The sequence below is a fragment of the Jannaschia rubra genome (assembly GCF_001403735.1).
Taxonomy (GTDB): Bacteria; Pseudomonadota; Alphaproteobacteria; order Rhodobacterales; family Rhodobacteraceae; genus Jannaschia; species Jannaschia rubra.
Window position 1 is genome coordinate 341,672 of the sequence record NZ_CXPG01000021.1, and the last position, 25,873, is coordinate 367,544.

The following is a 25,873-nucleotide window of genomic DNA, read 5'->3' on the forward strand; positions in this document are numbered from 1 at the left end:
CTTCGGGCGCCGGTCCGCCACGCTCAGGCCAGCGCGCCCAGGATGCGGGCCCAGCTTCGGATGCCCTTGCGGAAGCTCTCGACGTCGTATTTCTCGTTGGGCGAATGGATCTGGTCGTCGTCGCGGGCGAAGCCGGTGAGCACCGATTCCATCCCGAGTTCCTGCTGGAAATATCCCGCGATCGGGATGGACCCGGCGCCGCCGACGAAAGCCGCCTCCCTCCCCCATTCCTCGCTCAACGCCCGGCGCACCAGGGAGAAGACCGGATCGCCCGTGGACATGGCCGAGGCCGCAGCGCCGCCATGGCCGTCGAAGGTGACGTGGCAGTCGGGCGGCATCTGCGCGATCACCCAGTCGCGGAAGGCGGCGCGCAGGCGGTCCGGGTCCTGCCCGCCGACGAGACGGAAGCTGACCTTGGCCCGCGCGGTCGACGGCAGCACGGTCTTGAACCCGCGGCCGGTGTATCCCGAGGTCAGCCCGTTGATCTCGGCCGTGGGGCGCGACCAGAGCATCTCCAGCCCCGACCGCCCCCGCTCGCCTGCCGCATGGCTCAGGCCCACTTCACCTAGGAACGCCTCGGTCGAGAAACCGAGCGCCGTCCACCCCTCGGCCACCTCCGCCGGCGGCTCGCCCACGCCGTCGTAGAAACCGGGCACCTGAACCCGGCCCGCGTCGTCGTGCAGGCCGCCCAGGATGCGCGTCAGGACGCGGGCGGGGTTCATCGCGGGGCCGCCGTACATGCCGGAGTGAAGGTCGCGGTCGGGGCCGGTGATCGTGACCTCCTCCGCCAGCAGGCCGCGCAGGCTGGTGACGATGGCGGGCACCTTGTCGTCGTAGAGGCCCGTGTCGCAGATCAGCGCGATCTCGGCGGACAGTTCCTCGCGGTTGGCGCACAGGAAGGGCACGAGGGAGGGCGAGCCCGATTCCTCCTCGCCCTCGAACAGGACAGTGATCCGCAGCGGCAGCTTGCCGGTCTCGGCCTTCCAGGCGCGGCAGGCCTCCAGGAAGGTCATCAACTGGCCCTTGTCGTCCGACGCGCCCCGCGCCCGGATCACCTTGCCCCGTTGCGTCGATTCGATGGCCGGATCGAAGGGTTTGCGGTTCCATTCGGACAGGGGGTCCACCGGCTGCACGTCGTAGTGGCCGTAGAACAGGACGTGCCGGTCGCCCTCGCCGCCGTGCGCCACCACCATGGGATGACCCGGCGTGTCGCGCTTGGTCGCGCGGAACCCCAGATGCGTCAGTTCCGCCACCAGCCAGTCGGCGGCTGTATCGCAATCGTCGGCATGGTCCGGGTCGGTCGAGATGGAGGGAATGCGGAGCAGCTCCATCAGCCGGTCCAGCGCGCGGGGCTGGTCATCGTCGATGCGGTCGAGGATCGCGGGGATGGGGTCGGACATCGGGGCCTCCGGCAGACGGGAACGGTCCGGCCATTGGTGCGCCGCCCGGCGGGGGGTGTCCAGTCCGCGCCGACCGCGCTAGGAAGTGGGCGATCCGCATGACACGAGGCCCCGATGATCCGCGCGACCCTCCTTTCCCTGACGCTCGCCCTGACCGCACCGCTCCCCGCCGCAGCCCAGGGCGTGCCCGACCAGGCCAGTGCCAAGCGGATGCTGTTTGCGACCCGCAACGCGCAACTTCTGATCGTGCGCCAGCCGTTCCTGTCGGAGGCCGACCTCGCCACGCTGCGCGAGATGCCGAAGGTCGCGCAGCTGAAGTATTACGGCGCCATGGCCGCGAACCCGGCCGAAGGGCTGCAATCGGAATCGACACGCGGCGCCTTCAACTTCCACTCCGTCGAGGAAGCCCGCGCCGCCGCCCTGCGCGCCTGCGGGCAAGGCTGCGTCGTGGTGGCCGAGGTCCGGCCGCGGGGATACCAGGACGGCCGCCCCCTGACGCTGAGCCAGGACGCGTCGCGCACGGTGGCGGGGCGCGATTTCGGACGCGCCGGCACGAACGCGGCGCTGGCCATCAGCCCCTCCACCGGGGCCTGGGCCCTGGGCGACGGGGCGCAGGCCGCTGTCGCAGCCTGCGCGGCGAAGGGGGCCGGCGATTGCAAAACGGCGGTCGGACGATAGGATTGCGCGACAATCTGTGATCTGGATCAAAGTCGCATGGGTGGTTAGGTGCGATGAACATTGCGAACGAAAGATCCGCGACGACATAGGCGGCGAACGAAAGAGACGACATGACGGATTACGCGGCAGGCTTGGATTCGGCGCTCAAGGCGCTTCACGACGAAGGCCGGTATCGGACCTTCATCGACATCGAACGCCGCCGCGGCCACTTCCCCCATGCCGTCTGGACCCGCCCCGACGGGACCGAGAGCGAGATCACGGTCTGGTGCGGCAACGACTATCTGGGGATGGGGCAGCACCCCGACGTGATCGCCGCGATGCACGACGCGCTCGACGCAACGGGCGCGGGGTCGGGCGGCACGCGCAACATCAGCGGCACCACGGTCTATCACAAGGCGCTTGAGGCGGAGCTGTCCGACCTTCACGGCAAGGAGGCGGCGCTGGTCTTCACCTCCGCCTACATCGCGAACGACGCCACGCTGTCGACCCTGCCCCGGCTGTTTCCGGGCCTCATCATCTATTCCGACGCGCTCAACCACGCCTCGATCATCGAGGGGGTGCGTCGAAACGGGGGCGAAAAGCGCATCTTCCGCCACAACGACGTGGACCACCTGCGCGAACTGCTGGCCGCCGACGACCCCTCGGCGCCCAAGGTGATCGTCTTCGAATCGGTCTATTCCATGGACGGCGACTTCGGCCGCATCGGCGAGATCTGTGACCTGGCCGACGAATTTGGCGCGCTGACCTATATCGACGAGGTGCACGCCGTGGGCATGTACGGCCCCCGCGGCGCGGGCGTGGCGGAACGCGACCGGCTGATGCACCGCATCGACATCATCAACGGCACGCTGGCCAAGGCCTACGGCGTGATGGGCGGCTACATCGCCGCCTCGGCCAGAATGTGCGACGCGGTGCGGTCCTATGCGCCGGGTTTCATCTTCACCACCTCGCTCACGCCTTCGGTCGCGGCGGGGGCGGCGGCCTCGGTGGCGCACCTGAAGCGCGACCAGGCGCTGCGCGACCTGCATCAGGAACGCGCGGCGGTGCTGAAACTGCGGCTGCGCGGGCTGGGCCTTCCGATCATCGACCACGGCAGCCACATCGTGCCCGTCCACGTGGGCGATCCGGTCAAGTGCAAGATGATCTCGGACCGGCTGCTGACCGACCACGGCGTCTACGTCCAGCCGATCAATTTTCCCACTGTCCCGCGGGGGACGGAGCGTCTGCGGTTCACCCCCTCGCCCGTCCACACGCCGCGCATGATCGACGGGCTGATCCGCGCGATGGACGACCTGTGGTCGCATTGTGCGCTGAATCGCGCGCAGGCGGTTGGCTGAGCATTCTCGTGCATTGTGCAGCATATGCTGCTAAGTTAGGGCCAGCAGCAGGCTGTCGGAGCGGAGTCGACGCCTTCATCACAAGCGGAAACGCGCACGAAAACGAGGCGCGTCCACAATTTACGGGGCAGGCCCATCATGTTTGGCCGGAAGAGCAAGTTTCTCTCCACCGTCGATAATCCGTCGCGCGGATACGACAGTTTCGAAATGCGCCTCGGCGACGAGATGCGGGGCGAACGCGCCACGCTCGGCAAGTCTCTGCTCGACGTCCAGCGAGAGCTTCGCATCAAGGCCAGCTACATCGCCGCGATCGAGAACGCCGACCTCTCCGCGTTCGATTCGCTCTCCTTCGTGGCCGGCTACGTCCGCAGCTATGCCCGCTATCTCGACCTCGACCCTGAAACCACCTTCGCCCGCTTCTGCGAGGAGACGGGCTTCGGCGGCTTTTCCGCCCTGAAGCCCATGGAGTCGGAGGCGTCGCGGCGTGCCGCCGTCTTCGCCCTGAAGCCTTCGATCGCCACCAAGGCCCCGGCTCGCAAGATCAAGCCGAGCCCGACCGATCCGCTGATGGGGGCAGGCAACCCCTTCGCCAACAAGTCCCGCCCCGTCTTCGCCGGGTTCGAGCCGGGGGCCCTCGGCTCCCTCGCCGTCCTGATGGTGCTGATCGGCGGCCTGGGGTATGGCGGCTGGACCGTGGTCAAGGAAATCCAGCGGGTGCAGGTGGCACCGGTGGAGCAGGCGCCCGACCTGATCGCGGAACTCGACCCGCTGGCGCCCGCGGACGCGGAGCGCGCGGCACCGGACGAGACGGGCGTTGACGCCCCGGCGCGGGATGCGCTGGCGCGGCTTTACCGTCCGCAGGCGCTCGACGCGCCGATCCTGACCGCGCGCGACGCGCCCATCGCCACGATCCTGCCGGGCACCGTGGGAGCGTTCGCTTCCGCCGAACCCGCAACGCCCTCGCCGGTCGCAACAGACACCAGCGTCATCAACGCCTCGGTCAACGCCGCCTTGGCGGAGGCCATGGGCATGGATCCCGAAGAAGCCGAAACCCCCGCCACGCCCCGCGTGCTGGCGCAGGCGCCGGATGCCGTCGTCCTCGTGGCCGTCCGCGCGGCTTGGGTCCGCGTACGCTCCGCCGAGGGCGCGACGCTGTTCGAGAAGATCCTGGAGCCGGGCGAAACCTATGAGGTGCCTCTCGCCGAAGCCCCCGCCACCCTGCGCGCGGGCAACTCCGGCGCGGTCTACATGTCCGTCGCGGGCGAGACCTACGGCCCGCTGGCACCCGGTGCGCAGGTCGTGTCCAACGTGGCCCTGACGGCGGAGGCCGTGCGCGAGAACTATGCCCTCGCCGACCTGGAGGACGACAGCGACCTCGCCCGCGTGGTGGCCGAACTGACCGCGTCGGAACCCGCGCCCGAGACCGCGGCCGAGACCCCGCCCGCCGAATAAGCGGCCTGGGCGGTTGCGCCCCTGCCCCGCCGGGACTACCTCTGCCGCAATCGCCGTGCCGGAGGTTTCCATGTCCCAGTCGCTTCATTCCATCCGCCCCTGGCGGCAGATCGACCGGCGCAAGTCGCGGCAGATCATGGTCGGCAACGTCCCCGTGGGGGGCGACGCGCCGATCACGGTGCAGACGATGACCAACACGCTGACGACCGACGTGGCGGGGACCATCGCGCAGGTTCAGGCCGCTGCCGATGCGGGCGCGGACATCGTGCGCATCTCGGTCCCCGACGAGGCGTCGTCGCGCGCGCTGCGCGAGATCGTGGCCGAGTCGCCGGTGCCCATCGTGGCCGACATCCATTTCCACTATCGCCGCGGGATCGAGGCGGCCGAGGCGGGCGCCGCCTGCCTGCGGATCAACCCGGGCAACATCGGATCGGCCGACCGCGTGCGCGAGGTGATTGCCGCCGCACGCGACTACGGCTGCTCCATCCGCATCGGGGTGAACGCCGGATCGCTGGAGCGGCATCTCTTGGAGAAATACGGCGAGCCCTGCCCCGACGCGATGATCGAAAGCGGCCTCGACCATATTCGCATCCTGCAGGACAACGACTTCCACGAGTTCAAGATCAGCTGCAAGGCCAGCGATGTCTTCATGGCCGCCGCCGCCTATCAGGGCCTGGCCGAAGCGACGGATGCGCCGATCCACCTGGGGATCACCGAAGCGGGCGGGCTGGTCAGCGGCACGATCAAGTCGGCCATCGGGCTGGGCAACCTGCTTTGGTCGGGCATCGGCGACACGATCCGCGTCAGTCTTTCGGCCGACCCGGTCGAGGAGGTGAAGGTCGGCTACGAGATTCTCAAGTCGCTCGGCCTGCGCCACCGGGGCGTGAACATCATCAGCTGCCCCTCCTGCGCGCGGCAGGGGTTCGACGTCATCAAGACGGTGGAGAAGCTGGAAAAGCGCCTCGAACACATCAAGACGCCCATGAGCCTGTCGATCATCGGCTGCGTGGTGAACGGCCCGGGCGAGGCGCTGATGACCGACGTGGGCTTCACCGGCGGCGGCAGCGGGTCGGGCATGGTCTATCTGGCGGGCAAGCAGTCGCACAAGCTGTCGAACGACCAGATGGTCGACCACATCGTCGAACAGGTCGAGAAGCGCGCCGCCGCCATCGAGGCCGAGACCGTTCAGGCGGCGGAATAGCCCCTATTTCTCGGGCAGCAGGCCGCGCGGCGAGAATCGCAGCACCAGAAGCAGCACCAGCCCCATCGTCAAAAGCCGCATGTGCGCCGCCGCGTCCTGCAGATGGGCCTTGAGCCAGCTTCCGTCCGCCATGCCCGCCGTGATCCCCTGCATCAGGAGCGCGCCCAAAGGCTCCACCTGCACCCAGAGCCACCAGACGAGGAAGCCGCCCAGAACGGCGCCCCAGTTGTTGCCCGACCCGCCCACGATGACCATGACCCAGATCAGGAAGGTATAACGCAGCGGCTGATAGGTGCCCGGCGTCAGCTGCCCGTCGAGCGTCGTCATCATCGCGCCCGCCATGCCGACGACCGCGCTGCCCAGGATGAAGATCTGCAAGTGCCGCCGCGTGACGTCCTTGCCCATCGCCTCCGCCGCGACCTCGTTGTCGCGGATGGCGCGCATCATCCGTCCCCAGGGCGAGGCCAGCGCCGCCTGGGTCAGCCAGATCAGGACGAGCAGGACCACGCCGAACAGCCCCGCATAGGCCAGCTTCACCGCGATTGTGGAGCCCGTCACCGGGTCCATCCCGAACTCCGTCACGACCTCGCGGAACGCGGGGGAGGCCTGCAGGTCCACCTCGTAGGGCACGGGGCGCGGCAGGCCGATCACGTTCTTGACGCCGCGCGCCATCCAGTCCTCGTTCTTGAGGACGGCAATGATGATCTCCGCGATGCCGAGCGTGGCGATGGCCAGGTAGTCCGATCGCAGCCCGAGGGCCGTCTTGCCGATGATCCAGGCCGCTCCCGCCGCGAGCAACCCGCCCACGGGCCAGGCCAGCAGCACGGGCAGGCCCAGCCCGCCGATGTTGCCGGCGCGCGCGGGGTTCACCGCCTCGACCGCCGCGACGCCGGGGTCGAGGACCGCGCGGAACAGGAAGAACCCCGCGAACAGGATCGCCGCGACCACCCAGCCGCGATAGCGCCGCAGCCGAGTCCAGGCGAGGATGGCGGCCAGAATGGTGGCCCCGCCCAAGGCCAGCGCGGCCGCGATGCGCAGCCCTCCGGCCGAAAGCGCCTCGGTGTTTGGCACGGAGGCAACCAGAACCGTCGCCAGCCCGCCCAGGGCCACGAACCCCATGACGCCCACGTTGAACAGGCCGGCATAGCCCCACTGCATGTTCACGCCCAAGGCCATGATCGCGCTGATCAGGCCCATGTTGAAGATGGTCAGCGCCACGTTCCACGACTGGACGAAGCCCGTGCCGATGAACAGAAGCGCCACGAAGGCAAACAGCAGGATCGCACGCATGTTCATACCGATTTCCCCGCGAACAGGCCCGTGGGCCGGAACAGAAGCACGATGATCAGGATGACGAAGCTGACCGCGAACTTGTAGTCGGTGGACAGAAGCTGGACGAGACCGTCAGGCTCCAGCGCCTCCGGCATGAGGTATCCGAGCACCTTCTTGAGCGGATAGGTGATCGTCACCTCGGCAAAGGCGATGACGAAGCCGCCCGCGATGGCGCCCAGCGGACTGCCCAGCCCGCCGACGATGGCCGCGGCGAAAATGGGCAGCAGAAGCTGGAAATAGGTGAAGGGCTTGAACGATTTGTCGAGGCCGTAGAGCGTGCCCGCGATGGTCGCCAGCGCCGCCACGATCAGCCAAGTATAGACGACGACCCGTTCGGGGTTGATCCCCGACAGAAGGGCCAGATCCTCGTTGTCGGAATAGGCACGCATCGACTTGCCCGTCCGCGTCCTGTTCAGGAACCAGAACAGGACGACGACGACGATGACGGCGACCACGACGGTGATGCCCTGCGTCGTCTTGATCGCCAGCCCCTCCTCCAGCCCCGTCATCTCCTTGAAGTCACGGGCCGAAATCAGGAACCGTTCGCCGTCTGCGAACGACTGGTCGTCCACCCCGATGATGAACCGCACCAGCCCGTTGTAGACGAACATCACGCCCAGCGACGCGATGACGAAGATCACCGGCGCGGCCTTCTTGGCGCGGTAGAACCGATAGACCGCCCGGTCCGTCAACAGGACCAGCACGGCGCAGGCCGCGATCCCGACCGGCAACGCCAGCAGCGCCGTGGGCAAGGGGCCGAAGCCGATGCCCGCCGACTGGAGCCCCCAGGTCGTCAGGATCACCGCCATGGTCCCGAAGGCCATCGTGTCGCCATGGGCGAAGTTGGAGAACCGCAGGATCCCGTAGATCAGCGTCACCCCGAGCGCGCCGAGCGCAAGCTGCGCGCCATAAGCCGCGCCGGGCACCAGGACGAAATTGGCGAAGGCGACGAGGGCGTCGAGGGGTTCCATCAGGCAGCCCTCCGGCCCGCGCCGCGGTCGAATGCGGGCGCCGCCGGGATAGCAATCGTCACTTCAGACATCCTCATCCCCCCAGGAACGACCGCCGGACCTCGTCGTCCGCCAGCAGTTCCTTTCCCGTGCCGGTATGGGCGTTCGCCCCCTGCACCAGCACATATCCCCGATCCGCGATCTCCAGCGCCTGACGGGCGTTCTGTTCCACCATCAAGATGGGGATGCCCGTCCGCGACACCTCGATGATGCGGTCGAACAGCTCGTCCATGACGATGGGCGACACACCCGCCGTCGGCTCGTCCAGCATCAGCACCTTGGGTTTCGTCATCAACGCGCGCCCCACGGCGACCTGCTGGCGCTGGCCGCCGGACAATTCGCCCGCCGGCTGCCGGCGCTTGTCCTTCAGGATGGGGAACAGGTCGTAGATCTGCGCCATCGTATCGCGGAAGTCGTCGCGCCGGATGAAGGCGCCCATCTCAAGGTTCTCCTCGACCGTGAGCGAGGTGAAGATGTTGGACGTCTGCGGCACGAAGCCCATGCCGCGCACCACGCGATCCTGTGGCGACAGGGCGGTGATGTCCTCGCCGTCGAGCCGCACGCTGCCGCGTTTCAGGTTCAGCATGCCGAAGATGGCCTTCATGGCGGTGGACTTGCCCGCGCCGTTCGGGCCCACGATCACCGCGATCTCACCCGGATCGACGGCGATGGTGCAGTCGTGCAGGATGTCCGGCCCGCTGCCGTAGCCGCCGGTCATGCTGTCCCCGATCAGGAAGGCATTGGCGGTCGTCACGCGGTCCGCCGGCGCCTTGCCCCGGACCATGGTGCCGCCGCCGGCGCGGGTGATCGACCGGTCCTTGTTGCCGCGGTCGTCCTGATAGGCGTTCCCGCCGCTCATGCCCCGGCCTCCGCAAGCTGGTCCCGGTTCTTGAGACCGGTGCCCAGATAGGCCTCGATCACATGCTCGTTCGCCTTGATCTCGGCCAGAGAGCCTTCGGCCAGCACCTTGCCCTCGGCCATGCAGATGACATGGTCGCTGATCCGGCCGATGAAATCCATGTCGTGCTCGATCACGACGAAGGTATAGTCGCGCTCCCTGTTCAGACGGACGATGGCGTCACCGATGGTGTTGAGCAGGGTGCGGTTCACGCCCGCGCCCACCTCGTCCAGGAACACGATGCGCGCGTCCACCATCATGGTGCGCCCCAGCTCCAGCAGCTTCTTCTGGCCGCCCGATACCTGCCCGGCCTTCTGGTCCGCCAGATGCGTGATGGTCAGGAACTCCAGCACCTCGTCCGCCTTGGCGCGCAGGGCACGCTCCTCCTCCGCGATGCGGCGGCGGCCGAACCAGGTGTTCCAGAGCCGCTCGCCCGACTGGTCGCCCGGCACCATCATCAGGTTCTCGCGGCATGTCATGGAACTGAACTCATGCGCGATCTGGAACGTCCGCAGCACGCCCTTGTGGAACAGCTCATGCGGCGGCAGGCCCGTGATGTCCTCGACCCGGTCGCCATCCATCCGCATGGTGACGCGCCCCGAGGTCGGTGGAAGAACGCCCGCGATCACGTTGAAAAGTGTGGTCTTTCCCGCGCCATTGGGCCCGATCAGCCCGGTGATCGACCCCGGTTCGATCCGCAGGCTGGCGCCATCCACGGCGTGGAACCCGCCGAAATGGCGATGCAGGTCATGGACCTCGATCATCTGTCTTCCCCAGTCTCGGACCCGGTTTTCCGGTGCCCGTCATTGGAACGGCCCCGGTCTGTCCGGGGCCGTCCGTCATTCCCTGGCGATCAGCGGTAGCCTTCGACCACCATCTCGCCGTTCTCGAAGCCCACGACGCGGTAGTTGCCCGCCGACTCGCCCGGCTCGATCAGTTCGACCGCCGAGGCGCCGACATAGTCGACGTCGCCGCCCTCCTGCAGGATCTGCAGCGCCTTCTCCAACTCGCCCGGCAGGATCTGCTCGCCCGGCGCATTGGCCACATCCATAACCGATTCCTTCCAGGCCGCCGGATCGGTCGAACCCGCCGCCTGCATCGCCAGCATCATCAGCGCCGCCGCGTCATAGGATTCCGCCGAGAAAGCCGAGGTGCCGTCATAGCCTTCCTCGGTCGCCATGTCCTGATAGAGCTTCGCACCCTCGCTGTCGGTGCCCGGGTTGTCGCCGGAGGATCCGTCGATCTCGGACCCGAAGTTGTCGACCAGCGCCTGCGCAATCATGCCGTCGGGAAAGTGGAACGTGTCGAATGCGCCGGAGTCGAGCGCCGCGCGCACGATGCCCGACCCGCCCTGATCGACGTAGCCCGCGACGACCAGACGGTCGCCCCCGGCAGCGGCGAGCGCCCCCACTTCGGCGGAGTAGTCGGCCTTGCCGTCCTCATGCGCGGCGGAAATCGTGACCGTGCCGCCCGCTTCCTCGTAGGCCGACTGGAACGCGTCGGCCAGACCCTTGCCGTAGTCGTTGTTGGTATAGGTCACGGCAACCGTCTCGATGCCCTTCTCCATCAGGATGTCGCTGATGATCTGGCCCTGCCGCGCGTCCGACGGGGCTGTGCGGAAGAACAGACCGTTGTCCTCGGCCGCCGTCAGGCCCGGGCTGGTGGCCGAGGGCGAGATCACGACGACGCCGTTGGGCACGGCCACGTTCGACAGGATCGCGCCGGTCACGCCGGAACAGTCCGCCCCCATGATGCCCACTACGCCGTCGCCCGTCACCAGACGCTCCGCCGCGGCGGTTGCGGCGGCCGCGTCCACACAGGTCGAGTCGCCCGTCACCGCCTCGACCGTGGTGCCGCCCAACAGCGCGCCGGATTCGTTGACTTCGGCGATGGCGAGTTTCGCGCCCGACTCCATGCCGGGGGCCAGCGACTCCAGCGGCCCCGTGTATCCGAGGATAATGCCGAGCTTGACGGTGTCGTCCTGGGCGAACGCACTCGTGGCGACGAGCGTCGCCGCCGACGCCAGCACAAACTTCTTCATGGTTTTCTCCCTGTTGCCGGGCCCTTCGCGGACCCTTGCCGACGAAACCCTAGGATGGGATTCTGCGGTTGAAAAGGGCCGATCCGGTCCCGCAGGGGAATCTAGGCGACGGTCACGCCACGTCGGCCCGCCAGATCGACGAAGAACTGCCACGCCACCCGCCCCGACCGCGAGCCGCGCGTTGCCTGCCACTCGATCGCCTCGGCGCGCAGGGTGGCATCGTCGATGTCGATGCCCCAGGCGTCGCAATATCCACGGATCATCGCCAGATAGGCGTCCTGATCGCAGGCATGGAACCCCAGCCACAGACCGAAACGGTCGGACAGGGACACCTTCTCCTCGACCGCCTCGGCCGGGTTGATGGCGCTGCCGCGCTCGTTCTCGATCATGTCCCGGGGCATCAGATGGCGGCGGTTGGATGTGGCGTAGAAGACCACGTTGTCCGGCCGCCCCTCGATCCCTCCGTCAAGCACCGCCTTCAGCGATTTGTAGGCCGCGTCGTCGTGGCTGAAGCTCAGGTCGTCGCAATGCATGACGAAACGGTGCGGCGCGTCCCGCAGCACCGACAGAAGCGTGCCGACGGTATGGATATCCTCGCGCTGAAGCTCCACCAGCTTGAGGCCGGTCGCTTGAAGTTCGCCGTGGATTGCCTTGACAAGGCTGGATTTTCCCATTCCCCGCGCGCCCCAGAGCAAGGCGTTGTTCGCCGGCAGGCCATGCGCGAAGCGGCGGGTGTTTTCCAGGAGCGTATCCCGCGCCCGGTCGATGCCGAGAAGCAATTCCAGCGGGATGCGGTTCACCCGCTCCACCGGGATCAGGCGGTCGGGCGCGGTGTCCCAGACATAGGCCGACACCTGCCAGTCGGGCGCGGCCGCAGGCGCGGGGGCCAGGCGTTCCAGCGCGGCGGCGATGCGCTCCAGCGGGTCGGTCAAAGCTCCTCGTCCTCGTCGAGCAGCCCCTCCTCGCGCATCCGCTTCGTGCGCTTGCGCTCCACCCCGCGAACCAGCCAGATCGAAACCTCGTAAAGGCCGAAGACCACCACGAACAGGATCACCTGCGTCACCACATCCGGTGGCGTGACGATGGCGGCCAGCACAAGGATGCCGACGACGGCGTACTTCCGCATTCCGGCCAGGCCCTCGGCGCTGACCAGCCCCGCCTTGCCCATCAGCGTCAGCAGCACCGGCAACTGGAAGCAGAGCCCGAACGCCACGATCATCTTGAGCGAGATATCGAGCGACTCGTTCACCTTGCCCTGGAACACGACGTCGATGCCGGTGTCGCGAAGATCGCTCACGCCGTCGACAACCATCGCCGCGAGGAGCGACGCCGCGTCCGAGAAACCCAGGAAGAACTGCATGGCCAGGGGCACGACCACGAAATGCGCGAAGGCCGCCCCCAGCAGGAACAGGACCGGCGACGCGATCAGGAACGGCAGGAAGGCGTTGCGCTCCTGCCGGTAGAGGCCCGGCGCCACGAAGCGCCACAACTGATGCGCGATGACCGGGAACGCCACGATCAGCGCGCCCACCACCGACACCCGGATCAGGGTGAAGAAATACTCCTGCGGGGCGGTGTAGATCATCGTGGGGTTGGGGTTGCCCAGGCTCCGCATCGTGTTCTCGATGGGCAGCAGGAGGAACTTCAGGATCGGCTCGGCCACGACGAAGCACAGGATCATGCCCACGAGAAAGGCCGCGACCGACACGATCAGCCGGGTCCGCAACTCCGCCAGATGCTCGATCAGCGGGGCGGAGCTGTCGTCGATGTCGTCGCTCATGCGTCGGTTCCGGTCTTGGGCTTGCCCGGCGCCGGTGCAGGCTCGGCCGGCGGTTCGGCGGCCGGGTCCGGCAGCAGTTCCGGCTCGTCCTCCATCTCGGCGGCATCGGCGGCGTCGGCATCGGCGCGGGCCTTGCGCGCGGCGGTGTTCTCCGCGATCCGCTCCTTCGCCGCGGCGCGCTGTTCGGCCACGCTGGCGCGCGGCTTGCCGTCCGGCTCGTCCGGGGACCAGGCGCTCAGCTCTCCGGTCGCGTCCTTGAGGGCGTCGATGCCGTATTTCTTGGGGTTCGCCATCTTGCGGAGGTCCGAGGTGATGTCGCTCACGCCGCTTTCGTCCGCCGCGTCGTTCATCGCGTTCTGGAACTCACGCGCCATCCGGCGGGCCTTGCCCGTCACCTCGCCCAGCGTACGGAACAGCCTGGGCAGATCCTTCGGACCCACCACGATCAGCGCCACGACGCCGATGACCAGAAGCTCGCTCCAGCCGATGTCGAACATGGGTCAGACCCTCCGGTCGATCAGACCTTGTCCTTCTCCGACGCTTCCGGCGTCACGTCGCGCGCGGCCGTGGTGTCGGCGATGGCGCGGTCGGCGGTGTCGTCGTCCTTGGACCCGTCCGTCACGCCCTTCTTGAAGGCGGTGATGCCCTTGCCGACCTCGCCCATCAGGCTGCTGATCTTGCCGCGCCCGAACAGCACGAGCACGACCACCGCGATGAGAAGAAGGCCGGGAAGGCCGATGTTGTTGAGCATTGCATCTCTCCCAAGTGGGGCCGCGCGCGGCGACCCTCGATCCCGTTCCGGTTGCTACTTACGCATTGCGCGGGGCACATGAAAGCGCCCCCGCGCAAAATTGAAGCACCTCAGCGAAGCAGGGGCGCAGGGTCAACCGCGTCGAAACCGCGCCGCACCTCGAAGTGCAGAAACGACGGGTCGCCGCCGCCCACGCTGGCCACGCGCTGCCCCGCCGTGATCGAATCGCCCTTCTTGACGGCGATGTCCTTGATGTTGGCATAGACCGTCAGCAATCCGTCGGCGTGGCGCAGAACCAGGATCGGCACCTGATCGGTGTCGCGGGTGATCGCGGCCACGGTGCCCGCCGCCGCCGCCTGCACCGCCGTGCCTTCGGCTGCACGGAAGTCGATGCCCTCGTTCCGCGCCGAGAAGGGGCGCAGCACCTCGCCCGAAACGGGGCGGGCCAGCGCGCCGCCGGATGACGCGGCGGCCGGTGCGGGTCGCACGGGCTGCGCCACGGGCGCGGGTGTGTCGCTGCGGTACTGGTCCAGGTTCGGACTGGGCGGCAGCGGCTGCGCCTCGACGTTCTGCGGCAGGGCGGAACTCGCCGATGGCGGCACGGGTGTTCCGGCTTCGGCCGCCACGGGCGTCGCCACCTGTTGGGCGCCGTCGGTGCCGATGACCAGCGGGATCAGGAGGTACTGCCCCTCGCGCACCGCAAGGTCGGTGCCCAGGCCGTTCCATTCGGCCAGCGCGGCGGGGCTGACGCCATAGAGCCGCGCGATCGAGAACGCCGTCTCGCCCCGCGCGACGCGGTGGCGGACCGGTTCCTGCCCGCCTTGCACGGCGACGGGCGCGCCGCGCCCCGTCCCCGACGCGCGGTCGATGGCCTGCCCCGCGATGGAGGAGATGTCGGGCCGCCCGCCAGCCGTCCCGCCGGGCGTCACCCGGCTGGGCAGCGCCAGCACCGCGTCGGCGTTGAGCGCGTCGCCCGGACGCAGCCCGTTGAACCGCGCCAGCTCATCGGCGGAAAACCCGATCCGCTGGGCCACGCTCGTCACAGTGTCGCCGCGCCGCGCCACCACCACCTGATAGTTGGGATAGGTGATAAGGCCGTTAGCATCCGGACGGGGCCGGTCGGCGGGTGATTGCGTCACGCCTGCGGTGGTGTTCAGGTTGCCCGGCCCGTTGCGCAGGTCGTAGTCCAGGTTGCCGGATTCGAACTCCGAACATCCCGCCAGAACGGCCAGTCCCGTAACCAGACCCGTCCAGCGGGTCCGCCTGCCTGCATTGGACATTCCTGCCCCCCTATCATCTGCCCCAAGTTCGGATGCCACGCGCTTCAGTCGTGTTCCACCCCCTCGACCAGCGGCACGAAACGCACCGGGCCGAGTTCGTCGTATTCATATCCGCCGTCCGTCCGCGTCACCTTGATCAGCGTCTGCACATGATCCGACACGCCCACCGGCAGGACCATGCTACCCCCGATCCGCAGTTGTGCCAACAGGGGGCCGGGCGTGTCCTCGGCGGCGGCGGTCACCAGAATGCGGTCGAAAGGCGCCTGTTCGGGCAGGCCGAAGCTGCCGTCGCCGGTGATCTGCGTGATGTTGGACAGCCCGAGCGCCTGATGGTTGGCCTGCGCGATGCGGGTCAGGGCGCGATGACGCTCGACCGTATAGACCCGGCGGGCCAGGTGCGACAGGATCGCGGCCTGGTATCCGGTGCCCGTCCCCACCTCCAGCACCTTGTCGCGGGGCTGGATGTCCAGCGCCTGCGTCATCAGGCCGACGACGCTGGGTTGACTGATGGTCTGGCCGCCCGGAATGGGCAGCGGCACGTCGTCGAAGGCGCGCGGCGCGAAGGTGCCGGTGACGAAGCGCGACCGGTCGACCCGCTCCATCGCGGTCAGGACGCGGGCGTCCGTCACCCCGCGCGACCGCAGGGCCAGTTGCAGGCGCATCGTGTCCTCGGGCGTCATGCGTCAGCCATCGTAGTCGTCCAGCACCGCGCGCAGGTCCGTCAGCGCCGCCCGGTCGGTCAGGTCGCAGCGCATGGGCGTCACCGACACCCAGCCCTCGACGTTGGCGCGCACGTCGGTGCCCGGCCCGGTCGGGTCGCCCTGCGCGCTGCCGCGGATCCACAGGTATCGCCGCCCCGAGGGTGCGGTCTGCGGATGCACCCCCATCCGCGCGTCGCCGCGATACCCCTGCGCCACGGCGGCGATGCCCTTCACACCGGTGGCGGGCACAGGCGGAAAATTGACGTTGTAGAACAGCTTGTAATCGTCCCCCCCCCAGGGCGCATCCGACACCAGCCGGCGCACGCAATCGACGCCGTGTCCGGCCGCGGCCTCGAACGGATTGTCCAGCTCGACGTTGCCGGGGCCATAGAACTGCGACAGGGCGATGCCCCGCGCGCCCTGCAACGCGGCCTCCATCGCGCCGCCGATGGTGCCGGAATAGACGGTGTTCTCGGCGGCATTGTTGCCGCGGTTCACGCCCGACAGCACCAGGTCCACCGGGCCGTCGATCAGGTGGTTCAGGCCCGCCAGGACACAGTCCGCTGGGCTCCCCTCCAGCGCGAAGCGTCGCTCCTCGAGCTGCGTCACCATGGACGGCTTGACGTAGTTGATGCAGTGCCCGACGCCCGACTGCTCGAACGCCGGGGCGACGGTCCAGACCTCGCCCGCGGGGCCCGCGACCTGCACGGCGATGTCGTGCAGGATGGCCAGGCCCGGCGCGCCGATCCCGTCGTCGTTGGTGATGAGAATCCGCATCCGCTCCCCTTTTCGCCCCTCCCTATTGGGCGGGGGCTACTGCGTCCAGCCGGGCGCGCGCTTTTCGAGGAACGTCTGTATCCCCTCTGCCGTATCCGCCTCCGACAGGTTGGCCACCATCGCGTCCCGCGCCAGCGCATAGGCTTCGGCTACCGGCAGATCGGCCTGCGCGTGGAACGCACCCTTGCCGATGCGGACGGCCCGCGACAGCTTGGACGCCACCGTGGCCGCCAGAGCGTGCGTCTCCTCCTCCAGCGCGCCATCGGGCACCGCGCGGTTCACCAGCCCCAGCCCGGCCGCGCGGGCGGCGTCGATGAAGGTGCCCGTCGTCAGCATCTCCATCGCGTGCTTGCGCGGGATGTTGCGCGTCAGCGCCACCATGGGCGTCGAGCAGAACAGGCCGATGTTGACGCCGTTCACGCCGAACCGCGCGCTTTCGGCCGCGACCGCCATGTCGCAGGTGGCGACAAGCTGGCATCCCGCGGCGGTGGCCAGCGCGTGTACCTGCGCGATGACCGGCTGCGGCAGTTGCGTGATCTGCGCCATCACTGCGGCGCAGCGGTCGAACAGGTCGGCGAACCGCGCCGCGCCCCCGTCCTCGGCCTGCCGCATCGCCTGCATCTCGCGCAGGTTGTGGCCGGCGCAGAACGCCTTGCCCTCCGCCCGCAGGATCACTACCCGCGCATCGCTTTCCGCGATGTCGGCCAGCGCCCGCGACAGCGCCGCCAACATCGCGTCCGACAGCGAATTGAGCGTGTCCGGATCGTTCAGCGTCAGCGTCGCGATCCCGTCCGTGTCGCTGCGTAACACCATGTCCGACATTTGCGATCTCCCTTAAGCCCGCTAGTCAGGGTGCGAGGCACAGGGGGGGATTGCAATGCTCAAGATGGACGCTCCGGCGCTCACGGCCTTTCTCGCGCGGGAGTTTCCGCAGGTTTGCGACGATTTCCGTGTGGACCGGGTGGACATGCAGGGCGTGTCGGTCACGCTGCGGGTGGCCGACCGGCACCTGCGCCCCGGCGGCACGGTCTCGGGGCCGTCGATGTTCGCGTTGGCCGATGTGGCGGTCTATCTGGCGATCCTGTCGCGGGTCGGGCCGGTCGCGCTGGCCGTGACGACGAACTGCTCCATCGACTTTATGCGGAAACCCGCCGCCGGTGCCGATCTTCGCTGCGACGTGCGGCTGCTTAAACTCGGGCGGATGCTGGCGGTGGGCGACGGGCTTCTGTGGTCGGAAGGCGTGGATCAGCCGGTCGCCCGCGCGTCGCTGACCTATTCGATTCCGCCCGTCTGACATCCGGGCAAAAAAAGGACCGGGCGCCGATGGCGGCCCGGTCCAGGCGGGGAAGAGGACGGTGAAAGCGGGGTCAGGCCCGCCAGAAGGGTTTGGCCACCTCGATCAGAACCTCGGCCGTGGTCAGGCCGATGTCGGGGTAGAGACTCGGGCACATCTCCTTGAGGGCGCGGCGCGTGCGGCTGCGCGTCTCCCACGTGGCCAGGGTCGCGCCGGCCGCCATCAGCGACGCGGCGAGCGGCGAGGCCGACCGGGCGGCATGGCTGTTCAGCGCGGGATGGTCGAAGGCGGGGGCGGCCATGGGATGTTCCTTTCGGGACGATGGGGGGCTCTTGTGTTGATACAATTCCTAAGCTATGGTCACGATCAGGGATACAATTACCTGCACATCTTTACCAGCGGTAGATTGTCATGGGTACAATAACGGACCGGAATGTCATCGAGGTCGACTTCGGCAGCGACCCGCGCCCCAAGTATCTGGTGCTCGAATCCGCCGTCCGCACCGCGGTCACGCGCGGCGACCTTCCGCCGGGCACCCGCCTGCCCCCGGTCCGGGACCTGGCGTGGAAGGTGGGCGTGACGCCGGGCACCGTCGCCCGCGTCTACCGCGCGCTGACCGACGCCGGCCTGCTCGAGGCCACCGTGGGCCGCGGCACCTTCGTCGCCAACGGCCGCAAGCCCGTGGGCGGCCTGGCCGAGGTCGAGGTGCAGGGCACCGTCAACATGCGCGTGAGCCAGGTGATGGACGTGGGCCAGGCCGACCGCATCGCCGACGCGATGGCCGCCATGGGGCCGAGCCCCGACGGCTATGGCAGCTATCCCGTGCGCGACAGCGACCTGGACCTGCGCCGCGCGCTGTCGGGCTGGCTTACCGAGACCGACTGCCAGCCGATCGCGGCCGACGACATGGTGCTGACGCTGGGCGCGCAGCACGCCACGGTGGTGCTGTTCCACGCGCTGCTGCACGGCCCCCGCCCCGTCGTCCTGACCGAAGACCTCTGCTACCCCGGCTTCCGCCATGCCGCGGCGCTGGTGCGGGCCGACCTGCGCGGCGTGCCCTTCGACGAGGAGGGCCTTCTGCCGGACGCATTGGAACGGATCGCGGCGCAGACCGGCGCGCAGATCCTCGCCACATCGGCCGAGGCGCACAATCCGACCACCAACCGCACCTCTCCAGCCCGCCGTGCCGAGATTGTGTCGATCTGCGAAAGGTACAATCTGGAGATCATCGACGATGACTGCTTCGCCTGCGTGCCCACCGCGCCGACCTACCGTGACCTTGCCCCCAACCGGACCTGGGTCACGACCTCGCTCAGCAAGACCATCAGCCCCGCCCTGCGGATGGGCATGATCGGCCCGGCACGGGGCCGCGCAGACCTTGCCGTCACCGCGATGCAGCAGCAGGTCTACGGCCTGCCGCGGCCGCAGATCGACCTGGTCCGCACCCTGATCGAGACGGGGGTGGCCGCGTCGATCCGCGAGGACGTCATGCGGCTTCAGGCGGCCCGCGTGATCGCGGCGCGGCGGGCGCTGGCCGGCTATGACCTCATTGCGCGCGAGGATGTGCCCTTCGCCTGGCTGCGCCTGCCGCGCGGCTGGCGCGCGTCGTCGTTCCTGCGCGCGGCCGAGGCGGAGGGCGTGATGCTCAAGGCCGCCGATGAATTCGCGCTCGTGGACGGACAGGCGCCCAACGCGGTGCGGCTCGCCCTCAACGGCACGCTGTCGGACGACCGATTCGAAGGCGCGCTGGCAACCCTGACGCGACTCCTGGCCTCGCCGCCGCAGGAAATCGACACGTGACTGTGGGGTAAAATATAACCCCATCCCTAACACGTTGATAACGTCATATTTTCCCAGCTTCCGCCCCGTTGACACCGCCGGGCCGGCGTCTATAAGCCGTCCGATCCGGGGCCCCTGCCCCACCGTCATCCACATCAGACAAAGGGCAAGGCCATGAAGACCTTCACCATGACCCCCGACCTGATCGACAAGAAGTGGATCCTGATCGATGCCGAAGGCATCGTTCTGGGTCGCCTCGCCTCGGTCATCGCCATGCGCCTTCGCGGCAAGCACAAGGCCACCTTCACGCCGTCCATGGACATGGGCGACAATGTCATCGTGATCAACGCCGACAAAGTGCAGATTACCGGCAACAAGCGCGAGAAGCCCCATTACTGGCACACCGGCCACCCTGGCGGCATCAAGTCGCGCACGACGCAGGAAATCCTCGACGGCAAGTTCCCCGAGCGGGTGCTGACGCAGGCCGTCAAGCGGATGCTGCCTGGCAACAAGCTTTCGCGCGAGCTGATGACCAACCTTCGCGTCTATGCCGGGGCCGAGCACCCGCATGAGGCGCAGTCGCCCGAAGTCCTCGACGTCAAGTCGATGAACCCCAAGAACACGCGGAGCGCTTGATCATGGCTGAGCAACTGAACTCCCTCGAAGATCTCAAGGGCGCCGTCTCCGGCACCGCCGCCGACGGCGACGGCCAGGTCCTGCTGGACACCTCCGAACCGCGCGACCCGGTCCGCGACGAACTCGGCCGCAGCTATGCCACCGGCAAGCGCAAGGACGCCGTCGCCCGCGTCTGGATCAAGCCCGGCTCGGGCAAGGTCACGGTCAACGGCAAGGACATCAACACCTACTTCGCACGCCCCGTGCTCCAGATGATCCTCAAGCAGCCGTTCGAGATCACCGACCGCGAAGGCCAGTTCGACGTCATGGCCACCGTCAAGGGCGGCGGCCTGTCGGGTCAGGCCGGTGCGGTCAAGCACGGCGTGTCCAAGGCATTGCAACTCTATGAGCCCGGCTTGCGCTCGGCGCTCAAGGCCGCGGGCTTCCTGACCCGCGACAGCCGCGTGGTGGAACGCAAGAAGTACGGCAAGGCCAAGGCCCGCAAGAGCTTCCAGTTCTCCAAGCGCTGATCCGCCTGTCACGATCGGAAATCGGGCCTGCCCTTGCCGGGGCGGGCCCTTTTCCTGTCTGCCGTTGACATGCGCAGCACCCTGTTCACGCGCCTCGTCCTGTTCCTCGTCGCGATCTGCGGCTGGGCCGTCATCTTCTTCGGCGGCTGGATCGCCTGGCGGGGCCTCTTCCTCTATGCCCGCGACCCGGTGCTGATGGGCACGGGCGGGGGGCTCGCCATCGGCGGGCTGCTGGTCGTGGCCCTGACGCTGGCCGCGCGGATGCAGGTGACGACGGCCGAGAACACCACCGCCATCCTCGAACGCCTCGACCGGCTGGCCGCCGCGCCCCCGCGCGGCAGGGCGTCCGCCGCCGCGCCCAGACCCACGCTGCCCGGCGCCCGGCGCGACCCCTGACGCGCCCGCAGACCGCTTGCACCGGGCGGGCCTTTCGGGTTTTCTGTGCGCCTGCAACCGGGGGTGTCGTTGGATCAGGAAACCAAACGCGGGCTGACGCTGATCGCGCCCCCGCTGCTCTATGCGCTGGCGCTTCTGGCCGGGCCGCTTCTGGCGATCTTCCTGTTCAGCTTCTGGACGCAGGATTACCTGACCATCGACCGAACGCCTACGCTCGCCAACTATGCCGAGGCGCTGACCGACCCGATCTATCGCACCATCATGCTGCGCAGCCTGTGGATCAGCGGAGCGGTCACGATCGCCACCGTGGTGCTGGCCTTCCCCGTCGCCTATTACGTCAGCTTCCGCGTCGCCCCGTCGCGCAAGTCGCTGTGGCTGTTCCTCATCACCATTCCGTTCTGGACGAGCTATCTGCTGCGGATCTTCCTGTGGAAGGTGATCCTGGGCTACAACGGCGTCATCAACTCGCTGCTGGAACCCATCAACCCCTGGATCGTGGCCCTGGGCCAGCGGCTGGGTCTGGAATGGGACGGTCTTGCTGCCCCCCTTTACAGCCCCGAGGCCGTAATCATCACCCTGTCGCACGCCTTCGCGCCCTTCGCGATCCTGCCGATCTTCGTCGCACTGGAAAAGATCGACCGAAACCTGCTGGAGGCCGCCCGCGACCTGGGCGAGAACGCCGTCACCACCTTCTTTCGCGTGACCCTGCCGCTCGCCATGCCGGGGGTGGTCGCGGCCCTGCTGATCGTGTTCATCCCCACGGTGGGGGACTACGTCACGCCTGCGCTGGTGGGGGGGCCGAACGGGCTGATGATCGCCAACATGATCCAGACGCAGTTCCTTGGCCTCAACAACGCGCCCATGGGGGCCACGTTGGCGGTGGTCGCCATGGTGCTGGTCACGATCATCGCGCTCGCCACCGTCGCGTTGGCGCGGCGGCTGTCTGGGGGTCGCTGAGATGCTGCGCGTCTATGTCATCGCCTTCCTTGCGTTCCTCTATGCGCCCATCGTCCTGCTGCCGCTGTTTGCCTTCAACGACAGCACGGTCATCGCCTTCCCGCTGAGCGGGGTCACGACCAAATGGTTCGCCGAACTCTGGACCAACAAGGAACTGCACAAGGCGCTGGGCAACTCGCTGTTCGTGGCGGGTATCTCCTCGGTGCTGGCGGTGGTCCTGGGGCTGGCGGCGGCGCGGGCCAACGTTCGTTACCGCTTTCCCGGCAAGGCGGCGGCGCTCGGTCTCATCATGCTGCCCCTCGTCCTGCCCGAGATCATCGTCGCCACCTCGCTTCTGGTCGTGGCGGTGCGCTTCTTCGGCTGGAACCTGTCGCTCTGGACGGTGATCGCAGCGCATGTGCTGATCTGCACGCCCTTCGCCATCGCTATCCTGAACGCCAGCTTCCAGTCCCTCGACCCGTCGATGGAGGAGGCGTCCATCGACTTGGGCGAGACCCGCCTGTCGACCTTCCGCCTCGTGACGCTGCCGCTCGTGATGCCCGGCATCGTCGCCGCGCTGTTGATTTCCTTCACGATCTCGCTCGACGAATTCATCATCGCCTTCTTCCTGACCGGCAGCGACCCGACCCTGCCGGTCTACATCTGGTCGCTCCTGCGCTTTCCCCGGCTCATTCCGGTGGTGATGGCGCTGGGGACGATCCTCGTCATCATCTCGATCCTGATGCTGACCTTCGCCGAATGGAACCGTCGCCGGGGCCTCGCCCGCGCGGGCGTCAAAGATACCGGAGGATTCCTGTGACGGAACCGCTCATCCGCCTTCAGGGCATCCAGAAGTACTACGGCGACTATCACGCACTGCGCGGCGTCGACCTCGACATCCGCGCGGGGGAGTTCTTCTCGCTGCTCGGCCCGTCGGGCTGCGGCAAGACCACGCTCCTGCGCGTGATCGCGGGGTTCGAGGGGGTGACCGAAGGCACCGTGATGATCGGCGGCACCGACATGACCCGCCTCTCCCCCAACCGGCGGCCCACCAACATGGTGTTCCAGTCCTACGCCATCTTCCCGCATCTCACCGTCGCGCAGAACGTGGGCTTCGGCCTGCGCAAACGCTCCGACCTGAACCGTCAGGCCAAGGACACGCTGGTCGATGACGCGCTCGACATGGTCGGGCTCGACGGCTACGGCAAACGCGCCGCGCACGCGCTGTCCGGCGGGCAGCGGCAGCGTGTGGCGCTGGCTCGCGCGCTCGTTTTGCGGCCCAAGGTGCTGCTGCTGGACGAGCCCCTCTCCGCGCTCGATCGCAAGATGCGCGAACAGATGCAGGTCGAGCTGATCCGCCTGCAACGGCAGGTCGGCATCACCTTCATCCTCGTCACCCACGACCAGGAGGAGGCGCTGGTCATGTCCGACCGCATCGCCGTCATGTTCGAGGGCGAGATCGCGCAACTGGCCGAGGCCGAGGCGCTCTATCGCCGCCCCGTGTCCCGCCGGGTGGCCGAGTTCATCGGCGTGATGAACTTCCTGCCCGCGACCGTCGACGGCGACGTGGTCGATGCCGCGGGGCTGGGCAAGATGGTCGTGCAGGACCTGCAATCGACGGCCACCACCGCGGGCGACCCGATGGTGGGCTTCCGCCCGGAAACCGCGACGCTTCTGTTCCCCGGCCAGCAGACCGAGGGCCGCGTTGCCGAAGGCCGCGTGGTCGAGGTCGTCTATTATGGCGACATGACCTATTACGACGTGACGCTGGACGGCGCGGAAAAGCCCGTCCGCATCTCCATGCGGAACGTCTTTGGCCGCCCCGTTCTCGACATCGGCACCCAGGCGCGGCTGGCCTGGTCGCCGGGCGCGATCACCCTGTTCCGGTGACGCTCGGCGTCTTCCTTGCCGTCCTCGGTGCCGCAGCGCTCCATGCGACTTGGAACGCCATGGTCAAGCACGACGGCGACAAGCTCATGGCCATGTCGGGCGTCATGCTGGGCCACATCCCCGTCGCCCTGCTCTGCCTGCCCTTCGTGCCCATTCCCGCCGCCGAATCGTTGCCCTGGATGGTTGCCGGAATGGCGCTGCACTTCGGCTATCAGATGTTCCTCGTGAACTCCTATCGCATCGGCGATCTCACGCAGGTCTATCCCATCGCCCGCGGCTCTGCCCCGCTGATCGTCGCGGCCATCTCCATCGTCTTCCTAGGCGTCGATCTTGCGCCCGTCGAACTCCTTGCGGTCCTCGTGATCGGCGCGGGCATCCTGAGCCTGGGCCTCACCCGCCGCGCCGACGGTTTGCGAAACGGCCGCGCCGCCGTCCTCGCTCTCGTCACCGGCACGTTCATCGCGGGCTATTCGCTGGTGGACGGCACCGGCGCCCGCGCGGCGGGAACGGCGGTCGGCTATTACGCCTGGCTGGCGCTGGGCAACGCCGCGATGCTGTCCATCTACCTTGCCCTCCGTTCGCCGGGCACGTTCCGCGACCTCGCAACCCATGGCCGCCGCGTCTTCTGGATCGGCGGCACCGCGTCGTTCGTGGCTTATGCCATCGTCACCTGGGCCTTCACGCAGGCGCCCATCGCCCTCGTGACCGCGCTGCGCGAAACCTCCATCGTCTTCGCCCTCGTCATCGGCATCACCGTCCTGCGCGAGCCGCTGAACCTCGCCAAGGTCGCCTCGACCATGACGACGCTTCTGGGCGTCGCGCTGTTGCGCTGGGTCCGCAGCTGACGCAAGGATCGCTCCGGCGACGCTTGAACCCGGCGATCCCCCGCGCCACCATGACCCGATCCCCGCCGCCGGAGCCCGCCATGCGCCTTGCCCCCCTTCTCCTCGTGCTGCTGCTGTCGCCCGTGGGCGCGCTGGCGCAGACCCTCTATGTAAAGCAGACCGAGGAGGGGTATCTGAACCTCCGCTCCGGCCCTGGCACGGTTCACGACGTGCTGCTGCGCCTGTCGCCGGGCGACCGCGTCGACATAGAGGAGACGCTGGGCATCTGGGCCCACGTCCGCCTGCCTTCGGGTCAGCGTGGGTGGGTGTCGTCCAGCTATCTCGAACGCGGCGCGGCCGAGGTACCGGCGATCCGCTTCGTCGCCCCCACGACCGTGGGCTACCTGAACCTGCGCGCGGGTCCCGGCACCGGCCATGCGGTGCTGCGGCGAATGTATCCGGGCGACCGCCTCGCCCCGTTGGAGCGTCGCGGCGACTGGCTCCGCGTCCGCCACGTCTCGGGCGCGGTGGGATGGGCGCATGGCGACTACATCACCGGCTGACCTGTCATCCCTTCCTTGACCGCTCCGACCCAGAACATCCCGGCGCGCGCACGGCAGGGCCACCAAGGCCCCGCGACCCCGGAAAGACGGATCGGACGGCCCCCCGGGGGTCGCCCCGTTCGCCCGCCGGCACATCCACGGGTCATCCTCAGTGGCCAGAACGACCGGGCCTCGGCCCGGCAGCGGGGTCGGTCCGTCAAACCACCGACGCGGCGCCGCGACCGGGCTTTTCAACAGGCGATGCGAGGCACCGCTGCGAGAGGGTTTTCCGTTGGCGGGGGGAGGCTTGGGGATGGCCGCAATGTTGGCTGTAGGTTGGCAAGGCTTTCGTGCGATCAGCGGAGCGGGCTGTTGGAGCGCGACAAATTGGGCGCTCAAGTCACTCGTACATCGGTCCGGTGACGGCCC

At 68.2% G+C, this 25,873-nt stretch carries 29 protein-coding genes; 14 read left to right on the forward strand and 15 right to left on the reverse strand.

The genetic code is table 11. The annotated features are described in order from the left end of the window. Window positions 1-23: 23 nt before the first annotated feature. Complete coding sequence (locus tag JAN5088_RS15225) at window positions 24-1,400, reverse strand: M20/M25/M40 family metallo-hydrolase (RefSeq protein ID WP_055683671.1); 1,377 nt, start codon at window positions 1,398-1,400, stop codon at window positions 24-26. A 114-nt stretch (window positions 1,401-1,514) separates the two neighbouring features. On the opposite strand from JAN5088_RS15225, the gene JAN5088_RS15230 reads away from it, so the two are divergent. The 4 genes from JAN5088_RS15230 (at window position 1,515) to ispG (ending at window position 6,068) form a co-directional block, all read left to right on the forward strand. Then, entirely contained in the window at window positions 1,515-2,078 is a 564-nt protein-coding gene (locus JAN5088_RS15230) for a hypothetical protein (RefSeq protein ID WP_055683672.1), read from the forward strand. 110 nt (window positions 2,079-2,188) lie between these two features. Continuing rightward, window positions 2,189-3,415, forward strand: coding sequence for a 5-aminolevulinate synthase (gene hemA / locus JAN5088_RS15235; protein ID WP_055683673.1), 1,227 nt, complete (start codon window positions 2,189-2,191; stop codon window positions 3,413-3,415). Between the two features lie 138 nt (window positions 3,416-3,553). Continuing rightward, the gene (locus JAN5088_RS15240; RefSeq protein ID WP_055683674.1) at window positions 3,554-4,867 is read left to right on the forward strand and encodes a helix-turn-helix domain-containing protein; all 1,314 of its coding nucleotides are present in this window, start codon (window positions 3,554-3,556) and stop codon (window positions 4,865-4,867) included. Window positions 4,868-4,937: 70 nt separating this feature from the next. Further along, a complete protein-coding gene (gene ispG, locus JAN5088_RS15245) occupies window positions 4,938-6,068 on the forward strand; it encodes a flavodoxin-dependent (E)-4-hydroxy-3-methylbut-2-enyl-diphosphate synthase (RefSeq protein ID WP_055683675.1) in 1,131 nt (376 codons plus the stop codon). 3 nt (window positions 6,069-6,071) lie between these two features. Here ispG and JAN5088_RS15250 read toward each other — a convergent pair whose 3' ends face one another. From JAN5088_RS15250 to JAN5088_RS15310, 13 genes are all read right to left on the reverse strand, one after another. After that, complete coding sequence (locus tag JAN5088_RS15250) at window positions 6,072-7,358, reverse strand: branched-chain amino acid ABC transporter permease (protein WP_082430057.1); 1,287 nt, start codon at window positions 7,356-7,358, stop codon at window positions 6,072-6,074. 2 nt (window positions 7,359-7,360) lie between these two features. Continuing rightward, entirely contained in the window at window positions 7,361-8,371 is a 1,011-nt protein-coding gene (locus JAN5088_RS15255) for a branched-chain amino acid ABC transporter permease (protein ID WP_055683677.1), read from the reverse strand. A 73-nt stretch (window positions 8,372-8,444) separates the two neighbouring features. Further along, window positions 8,445-9,269, reverse strand: coding sequence for an ABC transporter ATP-binding protein (locus tag JAN5088_RS15260; protein ID WP_074962528.1), 825 nt, complete (start codon window positions 9,267-9,269; stop codon window positions 8,445-8,447). Beyond that, window positions 9,266-10,072 (reverse strand): ABC transporter ATP-binding protein, encoded by an 807-nt coding sequence (locus tag JAN5088_RS15265; RefSeq protein ID WP_055683678.1) that lies wholly within the window; start codon window positions 10,070-10,072, stop codon window positions 9,266-9,268. The genes JAN5088_RS15260 and JAN5088_RS15265 overlap by 4 nt, the downstream gene beginning before the upstream one ends. 89 nt (window positions 10,073-10,161) lie before the next feature. Next, entirely contained in the window at window positions 10,162-11,349 is a 1,188-nt protein-coding gene (locus JAN5088_RS15270; protein WP_055683679.1) for an ABC transporter substrate-binding protein, read from the reverse strand. A 101-nt stretch (window positions 11,350-11,450) separates the two neighbouring features. Continuing rightward, a complete protein-coding gene (locus tag JAN5088_RS15275) occupies window positions 11,451-12,281 on the reverse strand; it encodes an ATP-binding protein (RefSeq protein ID WP_055683680.1) in 831 nt (276 codons plus the stop codon). Further along, entirely contained in the window at window positions 12,278-13,129 is an 852-nt protein-coding gene (tatC, locus tag JAN5088_RS15280) for a twin-arginine translocase subunit TatC (protein WP_055683681.1), read from the reverse strand. Before tatC ends, JAN5088_RS15275 begins: the two co-directional genes overlap by 4 nt. Next, the gene (gene tatB, locus JAN5088_RS15285; RefSeq protein WP_055683682.1) at window positions 13,126-13,626 is read right to left on the reverse strand and encodes a Sec-independent protein translocase protein TatB; all 501 of its coding nucleotides are present in this window, start codon (window positions 13,624-13,626) and stop codon (window positions 13,126-13,128) included. Before tatB ends, tatC begins: the two co-directional genes overlap by 4 nt. Window positions 13,627-13,646: 20 nt before the next feature. Further along, entirely contained in the window at window positions 13,647-13,880 is a 234-nt protein-coding gene (locus tag JAN5088_RS15290) for a twin-arginine translocase TatA/TatE family subunit (protein ID WP_055683683.1), read from the reverse strand. A 110-nt stretch (window positions 13,881-13,990) separates the two neighbouring features. Beyond that, window positions 13,991-15,160 (reverse strand): M23 family metallopeptidase, encoded by a 1,170-nt coding sequence (locus tag JAN5088_RS15295; protein ID WP_055683684.1) that lies wholly within the window; start codon window positions 15,158-15,160, stop codon window positions 13,991-13,993. Window positions 15,161-15,204: 44 nt separating this feature from the next. After that, complete coding sequence (locus tag JAN5088_RS15300) at window positions 15,205-15,840, reverse strand: protein-L-isoaspartate(D-aspartate) O-methyltransferase (protein ID WP_055683685.1); 636 nt, start codon at window positions 15,838-15,840, stop codon at window positions 15,205-15,207. 3 nt (window positions 15,841-15,843) lie between these two features. Beyond that, the gene (gene surE, locus JAN5088_RS15305) at window positions 15,844-16,638 is read right to left on the reverse strand and encodes a 5'/3'-nucleotidase SurE (RefSeq protein ID WP_055683686.1); all 795 of its coding nucleotides are present in this window, start codon (window positions 16,636-16,638) and stop codon (window positions 15,844-15,846) included. A gap of 36 nt (window positions 16,639-16,674) precedes the next feature. After that, window positions 16,675-17,460: an enoyl-CoA hydratase gene (locus JAN5088_RS15310; RefSeq protein ID WP_055683687.1), complete on the reverse strand. Its 786-nt coding sequence runs from the start codon at window positions 17,458-17,460 to the stop codon at window positions 16,675-16,677. Window positions 17,461-17,515: 55 nt separating this feature from the next. Here JAN5088_RS15310 and JAN5088_RS15315 point away from each other — a divergent pair, with 55 nt between their 5' ends. Further along, window positions 17,516-17,932 (forward strand): PaaI family thioesterase, encoded by a 417-nt coding sequence (locus JAN5088_RS15315; protein ID WP_055683688.1) that lies wholly within the window; start codon window positions 17,516-17,518, stop codon window positions 17,930-17,932. A gap of 73 nt (window positions 17,933-18,005) precedes the next feature. Here the strand turns inward: JAN5088_RS15315 and JAN5088_RS15320 are convergent, their stop codons facing one another. Continuing rightward, window positions 18,006-18,233, reverse strand: coding sequence for a DUF1127 domain-containing protein (locus JAN5088_RS15320; protein WP_055683689.1), 228 nt, complete (start codon window positions 18,231-18,233; stop codon window positions 18,006-18,008). 110 nt (window positions 18,234-18,343) lie between these two features. On the opposite strand from JAN5088_RS15320, the gene JAN5088_RS15325 reads away from it, so the two are divergent. The 9 genes from JAN5088_RS15325 to JAN5088_RS15365 all read left to right on the forward strand — a co-directional run bounded on the left by JAN5088_RS15325 (window position 18,344) and on the right by JAN5088_RS15365 (window position 25,465). After that, on the forward strand, window positions 18,344-19,732 hold the full coding sequence (locus tag JAN5088_RS15325; protein ID WP_055683690.1) for an aminotransferase-like domain-containing protein: 1,389 nt from the start codon (window positions 18,344-18,346) through the stop codon (window positions 19,730-19,732). 153 nt (window positions 19,733-19,885) lie between these two features. After that, window positions 19,886-20,347: a 50S ribosomal protein L13 gene (gene rplM / locus JAN5088_RS15330; RefSeq protein WP_055683691.1), complete on the forward strand. Its 462-nt coding sequence runs from the start codon at window positions 19,886-19,888 to the stop codon at window positions 20,345-20,347. A 2-nt stretch (window positions 20,348-20,349) separates the two neighbouring features. After that, on the forward strand, window positions 20,350-20,856 hold the full coding sequence (rpsI, locus tag JAN5088_RS15335; RefSeq protein ID WP_055683692.1) for a 30S ribosomal protein S9: 507 nt from the start codon (window positions 20,350-20,352) through the stop codon (window positions 20,854-20,856). 69 nt (window positions 20,857-20,925) lie between these two features. Then, window positions 20,926-21,252 (forward strand): hypothetical protein, encoded by a 327-nt coding sequence (locus JAN5088_RS15340; protein WP_055683693.1) that lies wholly within the window; start codon window positions 20,926-20,928, stop codon window positions 21,250-21,252. A gap of 69 nt (window positions 21,253-21,321) precedes the next feature. Next, window positions 21,322-22,209, forward strand: a complete 888-nt coding sequence (locus JAN5088_RS15345) for an ABC transporter permease (RefSeq protein WP_233489809.1) — start codon at window positions 21,322-21,324, stop codon at window positions 22,207-22,209. 1 nt (window position 22,210) lies between these two features. Beyond that, a complete protein-coding gene (locus JAN5088_RS15350) occupies window positions 22,211-23,008 on the forward strand; it encodes an ABC transporter permease (RefSeq protein WP_055683694.1) in 798 nt (265 codons plus the stop codon). Next, entirely contained in the window at window positions 23,005-24,078 is a 1,074-nt protein-coding gene (locus tag JAN5088_RS15355; RefSeq protein ID WP_055683695.1) for an ABC transporter ATP-binding protein, read from the forward strand. Before JAN5088_RS15350 ends, JAN5088_RS15355 begins: the two co-directional genes overlap by 4 nt. After that, a complete protein-coding gene (locus tag JAN5088_RS15360; RefSeq protein WP_055683696.1) occupies window positions 24,075-24,923 on the forward strand; it encodes a DMT family transporter in 849 nt (282 codons plus the stop codon). The genes JAN5088_RS15355 and JAN5088_RS15360 overlap by 4 nt, the downstream gene beginning before the upstream one ends. A gap of 80 nt (window positions 24,924-25,003) precedes the next feature. After that, complete coding sequence (locus JAN5088_RS15365) at window positions 25,004-25,465, forward strand: SH3 domain-containing protein (protein ID WP_055683697.1); 462 nt, start codon at window positions 25,004-25,006, stop codon at window positions 25,463-25,465. Window positions 25,466-25,873 lie beyond the last annotated feature (408 nt).

Excerpts from the sequence above, each read along its gene's own strand:
- JAN5088_RS15225 (WP_055683671.1), bottom strand. The coding sequence starts at position 1,400 with ATGTCCGACCCCATCCCCGCGATCCTCGACCGCATCGACGATGACCAG.
- JAN5088_RS15230 (WP_055683672.1), top strand. The coding sequence starts at position 1,515 with ATGATCCGCGCGACCCTCCTTTCCCTGACGCTCGCCCTGACCGCACCG.
- hemA (WP_055683673.1), top strand. The coding sequence starts at position 2,189 with ATGACGGATTACGCGGCAGGCTTGGATTCGGCGCTCAAGGCGCTTCAC.
- JAN5088_RS15240 (WP_055683674.1), top strand. The coding sequence starts at position 3,554 with ATGTTTGGCCGGAAGAGCAAGTTTCTCTCCACCGTCGATAATCCGTCG.
- ispG (WP_055683675.1), top strand. The coding sequence starts at position 4,938 with ATGTCCCAGTCGCTTCATTCCATCCGCCCCTGGCGGCAGATCGACCGG.
- JAN5088_RS15250 (WP_082430057.1), bottom strand. The coding sequence starts at position 7,358 with ATGCGTGCGATCCTGCTGTTTGCCTTCGTGGCGCTTCTGTTCATCGGC.
- JAN5088_RS15255 (WP_055683677.1), bottom strand. The coding sequence starts at position 8,371 with ATGGAACCCCTCGACGCCCTCGTCGCCTTCGCCAATTTCGTCCTGGTG.
- JAN5088_RS15260 (WP_074962528.1), bottom strand. The coding sequence starts at position 9,269 with ATGAGCGGCGGGAACGCCTATCAGGACGACCGCGGCAACAAGGACCGG.
- JAN5088_RS15265 (WP_055683678.1), bottom strand. The coding sequence starts at position 10,072 with ATGATCGAGGTCCATGACCTGCATCGCCATTTCGGCGGGTTCCACGCC.
- JAN5088_RS15270 (WP_055683679.1), bottom strand. The coding sequence starts at position 11,349 with ATGAAGAAGTTTGTGCTGGCGTCGGCGGCGACGCTCGTCGCCACGAGT.
- tatC (WP_055683681.1), bottom strand. The coding sequence starts at position 13,129 with ATGAGCGACGACATCGACGACAGCTCCGCCCCGCTGATCGAGCATCTG.
- tatB (WP_055683682.1), bottom strand. The coding sequence starts at position 13,626 with ATGTTCGACATCGGCTGGAGCGAGCTTCTGGTCATCGGCGTCGTGGCG.
- JAN5088_RS15290 (WP_055683683.1), bottom strand. The coding sequence starts at position 13,880 with ATGCTCAACAACATCGGCCTTCCCGGCCTTCTTCTCATCGCGGTGGTC.
- JAN5088_RS15295 (WP_055683684.1), bottom strand. The coding sequence starts at position 15,160 with ATGTCCAATGCAGGCAGGCGGACCCGCTGGACGGGTCTGGTTACGGGA.
- JAN5088_RS15300 (WP_055683685.1), bottom strand. The coding sequence starts at position 15,840 with ATGACGCCCGAGGACACGATGCGCCTGCAACTGGCCCTGCGGTCGCGC.
- surE (WP_055683686.1), bottom strand. The coding sequence starts at position 16,638 with ATGCGGATTCTCATCACCAACGACGACGGGATCGGCGCGCCGGGCCTG.
- JAN5088_RS15310 (WP_055683687.1), bottom strand. The coding sequence starts at position 17,460 with ATGTCGGACATGGTGTTACGCAGCGACACGGACGGGATCGCGACGCTG.
- JAN5088_RS15315 (WP_055683688.1), top strand. The coding sequence starts at position 17,516 with ATGCTCAAGATGGACGCTCCGGCGCTCACGGCCTTTCTCGCGCGGGAG.
- JAN5088_RS15320 (WP_055683689.1), bottom strand. The coding sequence starts at position 18,233 with ATGGCCGCCCCCGCCTTCGACCATCCCGCGCTGAACAGCCATGCCGCC.
- JAN5088_RS15325 (WP_055683690.1), top strand. The coding sequence starts at position 18,344 with ATGGGTACAATAACGGACCGGAATGTCATCGAGGTCGACTTCGGCAGC.
- rplM (WP_055683691.1), top strand. The coding sequence starts at position 19,886 with ATGAAGACCTTCACCATGACCCCCGACCTGATCGACAAGAAGTGGATC.
- rpsI (WP_055683692.1), top strand. The coding sequence starts at position 20,350 with ATGGCTGAGCAACTGAACTCCCTCGAAGATCTCAAGGGCGCCGTCTCC.
- JAN5088_RS15340 (WP_055683693.1), top strand. The coding sequence starts at position 20,926 with ATGCGCAGCACCCTGTTCACGCGCCTCGTCCTGTTCCTCGTCGCGATC.
- JAN5088_RS15350 (WP_055683694.1), top strand. The coding sequence starts at position 22,211 with ATGCTGCGCGTCTATGTCATCGCCTTCCTTGCGTTCCTCTATGCGCCC.
- JAN5088_RS15365 (WP_055683697.1), top strand. The coding sequence starts at position 25,004 with ATGCGCCTTGCCCCCCTTCTCCTCGTGCTGCTGCTGTCGCCCGTGGGC.